We start from the raw sequence: 11,942 nt of genomic DNA, 5'->3' as shown, positions 1-11,942 counted from the left end.
CCCGCACGGCGGGGACGGCGCCCTCGGTGACCGCGCCGGCCGGCACGGTCACCGAGGGCGCCGGGCGTTCGTCAGGACTCGGCCGCGCACCAGTCGATCATGACGGCGGTCTCCCCGCCCACGACCCAGCCGTCGTGCCCGGGCGGGATGAAGACGACGTCGCCCCGCCCGAACTCGCGCTCGGTTCCGTCGTCCATGCGGCAGGCCAGGGAGCCCGAGACCATGTAGCCGCAGTGGGTCCTCATGCAGCTGTCCGTGCCCTGGAGGGGCCGCAGGTGCTCGGACCAGCGCCAGCCGGGCATCAGCGTCAGACGCGTGACCGCCCGTCCGCCGACGCGGACGACCTCCATACGCCCCCGCTCGAACTCCTGGGTCTGCTCGGCCCCGTCGAACCGGGCCCCCTGGGGGGCGTCCACGGACCCCTCGTCCCAGGCCTGGACCACGGACTCGTGCACGATGCGCCCGTCCCGCAGGTCCAGCATGGCCATGCTCATGACCTTGCCGCCGTCGGGGTAGGTGCACCGCTCGGTGACGGCGACGTGCTCGCCGTCGGACACGCACTGGAGCACCTCATGGGTCATCTCGCGCGAACAGACGTCCCGCAGGGCCTGCCCGATCTCCTCCCTGCCGCGCAGGACCGTCGGGGCGCTGGGAGGGGTCCGCCGGTCGATCATCTCCATCCGGGCGTCGTCGCTGTACTGGGCCACCATCGCCTCGGCGTCGGCCGACTCCACGGCACGGACGTACCGGTCGGTGTCGAAGGACGGGTGGGCCTGGGGTGGGGCGGACATGGCTCGCCTCCTCGGCTCCCGGTGACCGCCCGCGGACCGGGCGGTCCCACTACCCAGACTGCTCCCGGGCCACCTCCCGGTTCGCCCAAGGCCCGGTCACGAGTCGGCCGCGTCGCGGACCCGCCGGGAGTCGGGGGAGCACCGGACCTATCGTGGAGGTGCAGAGCCGTCACGGTGCGAACTCCCCCCGCAGCCCGTAGGAGACCGGATGCAGCCGACCGTCGCCGCCCCCGAGAGCGTCACCTGGAAGATCCACCTGGACCGGTCGATGTGGGTGGCGGGCGTGCGCGCCCTCATGCTCCAGGCCCTGCACCCCGTGGCCATGCAGGGGGTGTGGCAGCGCTCGGACTTTCGCTCCGACCCCACCGGCCGCCTGATGCGCACCGCCCACTTCGTGGCCGTCACCACCTACGGCAGCCCCGCCGAGGCGGACGCGCTCGGCGAGCGCGTCCGCCGGGTGCACCGCGCGCTGTCCTTCACCGACCCGGCCACCGGCCGCCCGCACCGGGTGGACCAGCACGACCTGCTGGTGTGGGTGCACTGCGCGGAGGTCTCCTCCTACCTGGAGAACGCGGTGCGCGCGGGCGTCGCGCTGACCGCCCGCGACGCGGACCGCTACCTCGACGAGCAGTCGCACACGGCCGCCTACGTGGGCCTGTCGCGCGAGGACGTGCCGCGTTCGGTCGCCGACCTGCGCCGCTACCTGGCCTCGGTCCGGCCCGTCCTGCGCGCCACCCCCGAGGCCCGGCAGGCGGTGCGCTTCCTGCTGTGGCCCAAGGTGCCCGAGCGCCTGTCCTGGCTCGCCCCGCTCAAGCCCCTGTGGTTCCCGGTCGGCGCCCTGTCCTACGCCACCCTGCCCGCGTGGGCGCGCCGCGCCTACGGGATCCTTCCCGAGGCCCCCGGCGGGGACGCGGCGGCCACCGCGTCGCTGCGGGCCCTCAGAGCGGTGCTCAACCGGGTGCCCGAGCGCTACTACAACCTCCTCTTCGACGAGGCCACCGTGCGCAGCGCCGAGGAGGCCAGGCAGCGGCTGCTGGAGGCCGGGTACGAGATCGAGAACGGGTTCCGGTCGATGCGCGCCCGCACCCTCTTCCGGGCGCCCTCCGCGCCCGCCGGGGAGCCCTCCCCGCCGCCAGCGGACGACCGGGCCGCCGCGGGGGCCTGAAGGCGGGCTCGCGGTCCGGACGCGCAGGGGCCCGCGCCCGGCTCCGGCACGGGCGGTCGCGCCTTCGCGGGGCTGGCGGCCCGGGCCGGGACAGCGCCCCGGGTAGCGTGGAGGGGTTCCCGTGGACCGAGGGGGCCGCGATGAAGCGACGCGTACGCCGGTACAGCCTCGTCATGGGAGCGTGCCTGCTCCTGTTCGCCGGAGCGCTGCCCGTCTACTACCTCTTCGGCGCGGGATGGGCGGTGGCCATGTGCGCGGTGGCGGCCGTCCTGCCGCCGGTGGCCGCGGCCCTGGGTAGCATCGCCGACCCCGACGACCCGGAGGACCGCGACAACAGGTACGGGCCCAACGCCGACTGACCGACCGCGCCGGTCCGGCGGGGCGCACGGCCCGCGTCGCAGGTCCGATGATCCGACGCGTAGTATTCCGGCGGAACCGGGCACCGCGCGCCGACACGGCGGCGGGAGGCCCCGTCGGCCACGGGGAGGAACGCGTGACAGAGACCAGTGCCGAAGGCGTCGCGGCGGACCCGCGGACCAGCGCGGTCCGCATGCTGCGCGTGCGCCACGACGACCCGCGCGTGCGGGGGCTGCTCGACGGCCTGCTGGAGGAGTACACCGAGCGCTACGGTGCCGAGGGCGCGGCCGACGAGCTCGCGCGCTACCCGGTGACCGAGTTCGCCGCTCCCCACGGCCGTCTCGTACTGGCCGAACTGGACGGGGAGATCGTCGCCGGAGGGGCCGTGCGCCCCTACAAGAAGGACCGGGCGGCCATGGCCGACACCGCCGAGTTCAAACGCGTCTGGACCTCGGGGCGTCACCGCCGCCTCGGACTGGCCAGCCGGGTGATGACCGCCCTGGAGGAGGCCGCCCGCGACCTCGGCTACACCCGGGTCCTGCTGTTCACCGGTCCCGCCCAGCCCGAGGCGGTCGCCTTCTACACGCGGATCGGCTACCGGCCGGTCGACCCGGCCGACATCGACGAGCTGCCCCACCGCACGGCCATCCCCTTCGCCCACGACCTCGTGTGAGGAGGCGGGCGTCCCGGGACCGGAGAGGCCTCCCCTGAGGCGGTGCCCGGGGTCGTGGCCGTCCCCGGCGGGCGCCGGTGCGGCCCGCCGCGCCGCCGCCGGAGGGGCCGGACGCGTTATGGCTTCCGGTATGTCCGCGCGACGGCCGCACCCCGGGGCCTCCCCGTACGATGGGTGGCCAGGGCCGCCACAAGCGGCCGCGACGCCCGACCCGCGAGGAGACGCACGACGTGAGCGAGCAGCAGCGCCCCCAGGACGAGACGAACGCCCCCGTGTTCAGTCCCCGCAAGAACGGGCAGGCGCAGTCGGTCTCCGACGAGCTCGCCGCGTGGATGACCACCGGGTGGGCCGACACCGAGCGTCGCGACCTGGAGCCCGTCGAGCAGGCCGGGCACACCGCCCGCCGCCGCGCCGCGCTCAGCGCGGCCTTCCCCGGTGACCGCCTGGTCGTCCCGGCCGGGCAGCTGCTCACCCGCTCCAACGACACCGAGTACCCGTTCCGGGCGGCCACCGACTACGCCTACCTCACCGGCGACACCTCCGACGGCGGCTGCCTGGTGTTCACGCCCCGCGCCGAGGGCGGGCACGACGTGGTCCTCTACCTCAAGCCCCGCTCCAACCGCGACAACGGCGAGTTCTGGCTGGGCGGCTACGGCGAGCTGTGGACCGGCCGCCGCAACAGCCTCTCCGAGGCCGCCGACCTGCTGGGCGTGGCCACCGCCGACGTGACCACGCTGTCCGGCGTGCTGCGCGCGGGCGGCGCGACCACCCGCATCGTGCGCGGCCACGACGCCGAGCTCGACGCGATCGTCGACGGTCTGCGCGCCGACGCCGACGAGGAGGCCCGGGCCAAGTACGCCCAGCTCGACGAGGACCTCTCCGTCACGCTGGCCGACCACCGCCTGGTCAAGGACGAGTGGGAGATCGCCCAGCTCCAGCTGGCCGTGGACGCCACCGTGCGCGGCTTCGGCGACGTCGTCGAGGCGCTGCCGCAGGCCAAGGACACCTCCGAGCGGTTCATCGAGGGCACGTTCTTCCTCCGCGCCCGGGTGGAGGGCAACGACGTCGGCTACGGCACCATCGCGGCCTCCGGCGCCAACGCCACCACCCTGCACTGGACCCGCAACGACGGCCCGGTGCGCGAGGGCGACCTGCTGCTGCTGGACGCGGGCGTGGAGACCACCACGCTGTACACCGCCGACGTCACCCGCACCATGCCGGTGTCGGGCACCTTCACCGACGTGCAGCGCCGCGTCTACGACCTGGTGTACGCCGCCCAGGAGGCCGGTATCGCCGCCGTCGCCCCGGGCAGGCCGTTCGTGGCCTTCCACGAGGCCTCCCAGCGGGTGCTCGCCGAGGGCCTCGTCGAGTGGGGCCTGCTGGAGGGCCCGGTCGAGCGCGTCCTGGAGCTGGGCCTGCAGCGCCGGTACACCCTGCACGGCACCGGCCACATGCTGGGCATGGACGTGCACGACTGCGCGGTCTCGCGCCAGGAGGTCCACCTGTACGGGGACCTGGAGCCGGGCATGGTGCTCACCGTCGAGCCGGGCCTGTACTTCCAGCCCGACGACCTGACCGTCCCCGAGGAGCTGCGCGGCATCGGCGTGCGCATCGAGGACGACGTGCTGGTCACCGAGGAGGGCCGCACGGTCATGTCTGCCGCTCTGCCGCGCTCCTCCGCCGAGGTCGAGGCCTGGCTGGCCGAGCGCCTGCCGCGCTAGCCCTTCCCCGCACACGACGACGGGACCGCCTCCTCGGGGGCGGTCCCGTTTCCGTTGTCCCGGGGAGCGGGGGAACGGTGGCCGCTGGGGGCGCAACCCCTCCCTTCTCGCGCCCAAGAGTGGCCCATGCCTCGCCACAGCACGTTTGGGCAGGTGGGTGCGCGGCCAGCGGGGAGGGGGAGGGCAATCCACCGAGGAGGAGGTTCCACCCCATGGCAGAGCACACCCGAGGAACCCGGCCGCGCGTCTTCGCCTCGCCGGGGCGCTACGTCCAGGGGCGGGGCGCCCTGGCCCGGCTGGGCCCGCTCGTCTCCGACCACGGCTCCCGCCCGCTCGTCCTGGTCGACGACGTCGTCCGCGGACTGACCGAGGACGTCCTCACCGCCTCCTTCCGCGAGGCGGACCTGCCCCTGGTCTTCGAGGGCTTCGGCGGCGTTCCGACCAGGGCCGAGGCCGAACGCGCCTCCGGGACGATCCGGGACGGGGGCCACGACGTGGTCATCGGCCTGGGCGGCGGGGCCGCGATCGACACCGCCAAGGCCGCGGGGGACAACACGGGAATCCCGTGGGTCAGCGCGGCCACGGTGGCCTCGACCGACGCGCCCACGTCGGCGCTGTCGGTGGTCTACACCGAGTCCGGGGCGTTCGAGTCCTACCGCTTCTACGACCGCAACCCGGTGCTGGTGGTGGTCGACACGCAGTTCGTGGCCGAGGCGCCCACCCGGTTCCTGGCCGCCGGGGTCGGCGACGCCCTCGCCACCTGGATCGAGGCGCGCGCGGTGGAGCGGGCGCACAGCGCGAACATGGTGGAGGGCCTGCCGACCCGGGCGGGCACGACCCTGGCGCGCCTGTCCTGGGACATCCTGTGGGAGTCGTCCCTGCCCGCGCTGGAGGCGGTGGACCGCGGCCTGGTGACCCCGGACGTGGAGGCCGTCGTGGAGGCCACCACGCTGCTGTCCGGCCTGGGCTTCGAGTCCGGCGGGCTGGCCGCCGCGCACGCGGTGCACGACGGGCTGACGGCGGTGGACGAGACGCACCACCTCGCCCACGGCGAGAAGGTCAACATCGGCTCGCTCACCCAGCTGCTGCTGGAGGGCGCCCCGGCCTCGGAGGTGGACGACTTCGCGCGGTTCACGGCCCGCGTGGGCCTGCCGACCACCCTGACCGAGGCGGGGCTGGGGGACGCGGACGACGAGGTGCTCGACCGGGTCGTGGCCGCGGCGACCGCGCCGGAGGAGACCATCCACAACCTGGCGTTCACGCCCTCGGCCCGGGACGTGCGCGACGCCCTGCGCGCGGTGGAGGCGGTGGGCCGCCGCGCCCGCCGCGAGGCCGGGCTCGGGGAACCGCAGGCTCCCGGGGCCCACTGACCGCTCGCGGGACCGGGCCTTCGGTCCGGGGCGGCGGACCCCGTCCAGGGGACCCCGGGCAGGCGGCTGAGGAACAGGTGCGCGCGGCCCGGGTCCCCGGCAACGGCGCCCGGGTGCAGCACCTCGGCACGAGGGGGCCGCACACGGGACGCGCCCGTTCGTGGACCAGGGCCTCTGCGGCCGCGATGCCGCGCTCGTGGGTGAGCCGAGGAGGGCGCCGTCGGGGTCGGGCGCGGGGGAGGGGAGGCGCATGCCCACACCCTGGTTCTCCCCGGCCCGACCCCCGCGGGACGGTCCGGCCGGCCCGGGACCGACCGTGCGCCGAAACCACCGCTGGGGACCGGAAGGCCGCCGGAGCGAAACCTCTCACGCCACACCGTCAACATTTCTGGTCGACGGCTGAACGGCCTCGCCGGGGAGGCGCACGCGTCCGCGCGGCCGTCGTCCGAGGTCATCCCCGCGGGCCCGGCCGGTCCGGCGGTTGCGGCGGTCGCGAGCGGGCGCGGCCCCGCGCCCGCGAGGTTTCACGTGGGCCGAACGGGATAGCCGGGATAGCACCCGGCCGCGTGCGGCGGCCGAAGAACGAAGGGACACCGACCATGGGCGCATCATCGGGCGCGGCCCGCGCGCTGCTGCTGGGGCTGGCCGCGGGCTCGCGGAGCACGCTCGGGGGCGCGCCGCTGTGGCACTCCGCAGGGAAGGGCAAGCGCGCGCTCATGGCGCTGGCCGCGCTCGGGGAGTTCTCCGGGGACAAGCTCCCCGGCATTCCCAGCCGCACCGCCGCGCCGAGCATGACGGCCAGGGTGGTGAGCGCGGGCACCGGCGGCGCCCTCCTGGCCCGGGGAGCGGGCACGTCGCCCGCCCTGGCCGCCGTCCTCGCCGCCGCGGCCGCGCCGGTCGGCACCCTGGCGGGGGTGGGGTGGCGGCGGTACTGGAGCGGTACGGGCCGCCCGGCCTGGATCGGCGGCGTCGTGGAGGACGCCTGCGCGCTCGCCCTGGCGCGCACCGCCTGCCGGGGGCTGCCCGCGGACGGCTCCGCCCGCGGCTGAGGGGGGACCGCCCCGGTCGCGGTCCGCGTGACGCCCGGCCGGTCACGGCGTCCGTCGCGGTCCCCTCCTCCCGGCGCCCGCTTTCGGTCACACTCCGTTTACGGTCGGGACGAATCCGGCATCGGCACCGGTCACACTCCACCCGCCGCGCGCCCGGAGACCGGCACGGGGCCGCCGCGGCGGGTTTGCTGCGCGGATGGTGCGGTTATGGTCCAGAACACACCGCTGTTCCGGGAACGGGCGGATGGTTCGGAGCGTTGGGTTACCTCTGGGGAGGTACCGCGAACCCTCCGGACGAACCCTTTCGAACACCACAATCTGAGGACATCTGTGACCGGGCAGCCCACTCCATCCACGGCCGAGACCGCTTCGGCCCCACCACAAGACGACGAGAGCGCGCGGGCGGGGCGCCTCATCATCCCGCTGCTCCTGGTCTCGGCGTTCGTGGTGATCCTGAACGAGACGATCATGGGCGTGGCGCTGCCCGCGCTCAACCGGGACCTCGGCATCTCCGTCTCCACCGGACAGTGGCTGACCTCGGCCTTCATGCTCGTGATGGCCGTGGTGATCCCCGCCACCGGGTTCCTGCTCCAGCGCTTCCACGTGCGCCAGGTGTTCATCACCGCGATGACGCTGTTCAGCGTCGGCACGCTGCTGTGCTTCCTCGCCCCCGGCTTCGGCTTCCTGCTCGTGGGCCGCGTGGTCCAGGCGGCGGGAACGGCGATCATGATGCCGCTGCTCATGACCACCGTGCTGAACCTGGTCCCGTCGGACCGCCGCGGCCGCACCATGGGCAACATCTCCATCGTCATGTCGGTCGCGCCCGCCGTCGGCCCGACCCTGGCGGGCCTCATCCTCAGCGTGCTCGACTGGCGGTGGATGTTCGGGCTCGTCCTGCCCATCGCGATCCTGGGCCTGGTCCTGGGCGCCCTCTTCATCCGCAACGTCACCGAGCCGCGCGCCGCCAGCATCGACGTCCTCTCGCTCCTGGTGTCGGCGCTGGCCTTCGGCGGGCTCGTCTACGGCTTCTCCGGCCTGGGCGAGGGCGAGGCCACCGCCGTGGTCCCGCCCTTCGCCTCGATCGGGGTCGGCGCCGTCGCGCTGGTGCTGTTCGTGTGGCGCCAGCTGCGCCTCCAGAGCCGCGACCGCGCCCTGCTGGACCTGCGGGTGTTCCGCTCCAGGCAGTTCTGCGTCTCGATCGGCCTGGTCGTGATCAGCTTCATGGCCCTGTTCGGCACCCTCATCCTGCTGCCGGTCTACATGCAGAACGTCCTGGGCCACGACACGCTCGTCACCGGCCTGTCCCTGCTGCCCGGCGGCCTGGTCATGGGCCTGCTCGCCCCGGTGGTGGGCCGCCTCTACGACCGCGTCGGCCCGCGCCCCCTGGTCATCCCGGGCTCGGCGCTGGTGTCCCTGGTGCTGTGGGGCATGACCCTGCTCGACGCCCAGACGCCGGTCGGCTTCGTCATCGCCGCCCACGTGACGCTCAGCATCGGCCTCGGCTTCATGTTCACCCCGCTGCTCACCGGCGCGCTGGGGTCGCTGCGGCCCGAGCTGTACTCGCACGGCAGCGCCGTGGTCGGCACCGTGCAGCAGGTCGCGGGCGCGGCCGGTACGGCGATCTTCGTCGCGATCATGTCCGCCACGTCGGCGGGCCTGCTCACCGACGGGCTCACCGAGGTCAACGCCCAGGCGGGCGGCGTCCACGCGGCCTTCCTGGTCGGCGCGGTGGTCTCCGTCGTGGCCTTCGCTCTGACCTTCCTCGTGCGGCGCTCGCAGGCCGCCGCCCCGGAGGGCGGCGCTCCCACCCCGGCCCACTAGGGGTCGCCGCGGGGCCCGTGAGGGCCGTGGACACGAGTAGAAGGGGCGTCGGGGGCGGTTCCTAGCGGACCGGCTCCCCGGCGCCCCTCGTCGGTTTCATGCCCCGCGCGCGGACGGTCGCCCCCTCCCGGCCACGGCGTCCGGGGCCGCGCCGCGGGTCAGTCGACGGCCAGGACCCGCTCGAAGGGGCGCTCACCGGCCTGGGGCGAGGCCACGGGGTGGTACGCCGCCGTGTTGACGTGGGTCTCGGTGACCTCGACACCGGTCACCCGCGCGCCCGCCGCCCGTTCCCCGCTGTCGAGCAGGGCCTGGGCGACCCGGCCCAGCATCACGGCGACGGCCTCGACCGTCGGATAGGGCAGGTCGCGGGCGTAGCGCTCGGTGTCACCGGGCGAGGCCGCCCCGAACCGGTAGACCTTGCTGCCGTGCTCCGCCAGGACCGCGGCCAGCGGGTCCCCGGCGCCGAGCATGGCCCCGTGGTCGAGGTGGGTGTCGACGAAGGCGCGCAGCGCCTTCTTGAAGGCGCCGAACTCCACGACGGTGCCGTCCTCGCTCAGGGCGGGGGCGCTCACGCTGACCTCGGCCCACCAGGAGTGGCCGTGCAGGTTCATGCACTTGCCGCTCAGGTGGGGCAGCCGGTGCGCCGTCTCGAAGTTGTGCCGGACTCGGATCCGGTGGGTCATCGAAGCTCTCCTTCGCGTACGCGGTCGGGTCGGGTGCCCCGGCGTCCGAGAGGGCGTGGCGCCGGGCCGGGCGGATGAGGCGCCGGCCGCACCGCACGGAGCCGTCCGGGCGGCGGGTCCAGTCCCAGCCGGGTGGGGCCGACGGCACGGCGGGCGGCTCGGGCACGGCGGAGCGGGGCCGGGATCGACGGCGGCCCGAAAGGCGGTGGGCGGGCCATTCCCATGACACGTACGCTCGTGCCGTCTCGGTTCGGTACTTCGCACCGGCGACTGACACGATGACATCTCCTTGTCGCTCCCAGGAAAACCATAGTTGATTATTCGGCTTCGCAGGAGGGGCGTTGGGGATCGGTTTTCCGCTGGATTCCGCGCCCGTACTCTTCGAATATCACCATGTCAGGAAAAAGTGTGTGAACGGCAATTTGGGAGAAAAGTGCGGTTTCGTGTGACGGGGTCCACGCGGCTCCGCGGGCGCCCCGTGGGCGTGTAACGCGAGGTCAGGAATGTATCCTGCCGCGCGTCGGCGCCGGCCCCCGGAGGCGCCCGGGTCGCGCTCCACCGGCGGTACGGTGGCGCCGCAGGGCGTGTTCCCTTCGCGGAGAAGGGGACGGGGATGCTGTTTCGTCGGTTTTCGCAAGGGGCGCAACCCCCCGTTGCGGTCGCGTAGAAACGTCGAAGCGGCCTCGGGCGGGGCCGTGCCCCCGGCGTCGGCCGTCCTCGGGAAGCGGCTGTGCGCGCCGGCGGGAAACCGGGTGTGCCGGTGCGCGTTTCGCAGGGTCATGCCGGATGGCGTTACATGATACGCAAAACACCGTTTTATGCCCTGTTTGTATGGCGTTTCGAGGATTCTGTGCCGGGCTGGTGCTGGGTGCCTTTCGTTTTCTCTGGAGGGGTGGATATTATTTCCATGGGAACGTACTCTGGTGGCGTCTTCGCGATTTCGCTGCAATGTTCCTGGGGCGATCCTTTCGCGGGTGAATTCCGGGAAGGCCAGAGGTTCCGTTGTCCATGAGAGTGGCTTCGTCCGCCCGGCGGGAGCCGACACGGTCCGCATAGGCGCCCGGAGGACACGGGCTCCGGCGGACGGGAGAAACGTCGACGCGTACCGAGACCCGAGCGCCCCCAATCCCTGCACGGGGCGGCACCGCCCACACACCGACCGCGGCGGCCGACACGCCAGACCAGGACGAGCACCGCCGCGCCCGCCTCCGGGCGGGAGCCCTCCCCGAGATACCGACCCCACACGGCGCGCGCCAGGGCTCCCCGGCGTCGGCGGACCACCCCGCTCGTCCCCTCATCACGACCACGAGAGGTGAGTCAGACATGGCAGAGGCACGAACCCGAGCACCGCTACCCGACAACGCGCCCGAGGGGTCCGGGGACCCTTCACGGCTGACCCTGGACCAGCTCCTGGAGCATGACGCCCTGGGGCCCGCGGACCGCCTGCCCACGCGGTACCGGGGGCCGCGAAGCGTGACCGGCGACGGATGGACGGGATTCGCGACCCGGCTGGAGCGCGGCGAGGAACTCGCCCTCATACGGAGCCTCACCGCGGCCAACCGCCGCGTGCTCGACGTCGGCGGCGGGATCGGGGAGATGGCGCGCACCGTCGCGGCGAGAACCGGCTCCTGCACGGCCATCGAGCCCCACCCCCAGCTGGTGGAGGCGATCCGCGACGAGACCACCCGCGGCGTGGTGGACGTCCACCCCGGAACCGCCGAGGAGATCCCCTTCCCCGACGGCTCGTTCGACGCCGTCTACAGCGCCTGGGTCCTTCAGTACGTCGACGACGTCGAGCGGGCCGTCGCGGAGATGGTCCGGGTCTGCGACCGGAGCGACCCGGAGTCCAAGATCGTGCTGTTCGCCGCAGGATCGGGCAACGAGCTCATGAGGCTGGTCAACGAGGTCTGCGTGCCGATCGCCGAGGAGCCCTACGACCATCACGGTTACCTGTTGTCACAGGCCGCACGTGCGCTCGCCGCCCGGGGCTTCGACGACTTCTCCCTGCACCGTGCCGAGTCCTCGATCCGGTTCGACGGGGAGGAACCGGCCGAGCGGGCCGCGATCGCTGCGGCCGTCCTGACCGGGTTCTGGTATGAGCGGCACCCGAGGGCCGAGGAGATCAGGAGTTCGCTGGAGTCCGCCCTGGCCCGCCACTTCGCCCTCAGGCCCCACGCGATCGGCGACCAGGCAGCGGTCCTGGTCGCCCGACCGGGATCCCGACCCCGGTGACCGGATCGTCGCGGCGCGTCCGCCGGCCGACGGCCGCCCGGGGCGGCCGGACCGTCTCCGAGCCCAGTTCCCCCGGAACG

At 73.9% G+C, this 11,942-nt stretch carries 10 protein-coding genes; 8 read left to right on the top strand and 2 right to left on the bottom strand.

Annotated elements, in window-relative coordinates:
- Nucleotides 1–71: 71 nt before the first annotated feature.
- The gene (locus UIS43_RS05785; protein WP_117198583.1) at nucleotides 72–791 is read right to left on the bottom strand and encodes a nuclear transport factor 2 family protein; all 720 of its coding nucleotides are present in this window, start codon (nucleotides 789–791) and stop codon (nucleotides 72–74) included.
- 208 nt (nucleotides 792–999) lie between these two features.
- On the opposite strand from UIS43_RS05785, the gene UIS43_RS05780 reads away from it, so the two are divergent.
- From UIS43_RS05780 to UIS43_RS05750, 7 genes are all read left to right on the top strand, one after another.
- Complete coding sequence (locus tag UIS43_RS05780; RefSeq protein WP_041552733.1) at nucleotides 1,000–1,956, top strand: oxygenase MpaB family protein; 957 nt, start codon at nucleotides 1,000–1,002, stop codon at nucleotides 1,954–1,956.
- A 140-nt stretch (nucleotides 1,957–2,096) separates the two neighbouring features.
- Complete coding sequence (locus tag UIS43_RS05775) at nucleotides 2,097–2,315, top strand: DUF3099 domain-containing protein (protein WP_013153456.1); 219 nt, start codon at nucleotides 2,097–2,099, stop codon at nucleotides 2,313–2,315.
- A 134-nt stretch (nucleotides 2,316–2,449) separates the two neighbouring features.
- Nucleotides 2,450–2,986: a GNAT family N-acetyltransferase gene (locus UIS43_RS05770; RefSeq protein WP_071622208.1), complete on the top strand. Its 537-nt coding sequence runs from the start codon at nucleotides 2,450–2,452 to the stop codon at nucleotides 2,984–2,986.
- A gap of 230 nt (nucleotides 2,987–3,216) precedes the next feature.
- On the top strand, nucleotides 3,217–4,707 hold the full coding sequence (locus tag UIS43_RS05765; protein ID WP_013153454.1) for an aminopeptidase P family protein: 1,491 nt from the start codon (nucleotides 3,217–3,219) through the stop codon (nucleotides 4,705–4,707).
- Between the two features lie 212 nt (nucleotides 4,708–4,919).
- A complete protein-coding gene (locus tag UIS43_RS05760) occupies nucleotides 4,920–6,077 on the top strand; it encodes a glycerol dehydrogenase (RefSeq protein WP_370012659.1) in 1,158 nt (385 codons plus the stop codon).
- A 599-nt stretch (nucleotides 6,078–6,676) separates the two neighbouring features.
- The gene (locus tag UIS43_RS05755) at nucleotides 6,677–7,126 is read left to right on the top strand and encodes a hypothetical protein (RefSeq protein WP_013153452.1); all 450 of its coding nucleotides are present in this window, start codon (nucleotides 6,677–6,679) and stop codon (nucleotides 7,124–7,126) included.
- A gap of 330 nt (nucleotides 7,127–7,456) precedes the next feature.
- Complete coding sequence (locus UIS43_RS05750) at nucleotides 7,457–8,947, top strand: MDR family MFS transporter (protein ID WP_013153451.1); 1,491 nt, start codon at nucleotides 7,457–7,459, stop codon at nucleotides 8,945–8,947.
- A gap of 158 nt (nucleotides 8,948–9,105) precedes the next feature.
- On the opposite strand, the gene UIS43_RS05745 is transcribed toward UIS43_RS05750, so the two are convergent.
- Nucleotides 9,106–9,630, bottom strand: a complete 525-nt coding sequence (locus UIS43_RS05745) for a 6-carboxytetrahydropterin synthase (RefSeq protein WP_117198098.1) — start codon at nucleotides 9,628–9,630, stop codon at nucleotides 9,106–9,108.
- Between the two features lie 1,323 nt (nucleotides 9,631–10,953).
- Between UIS43_RS05745 and UIS43_RS05740 the strand changes: the two genes are divergently transcribed.
- Complete coding sequence (locus UIS43_RS05740; RefSeq protein WP_013153449.1) at nucleotides 10,954–11,862, top strand: class I SAM-dependent methyltransferase; 909 nt, start codon at nucleotides 10,954–10,956, stop codon at nucleotides 11,860–11,862.
- Nucleotides 11,863–11,942 lie beyond the last annotated feature (80 nt).

It is taken from the genome of Nocardiopsis sp. LDBS0036 (genome assembly GCF_041228755.1).
GTDB classification, from domain to species: Bacteria; Actinomycetota; Actinomycetes; order Streptosporangiales; family Streptosporangiaceae; genus Nocardiopsis; species Nocardiopsis dassonvillei.
This window is presented reverse-complemented; position numbering and strand designations above follow the sequence as displayed.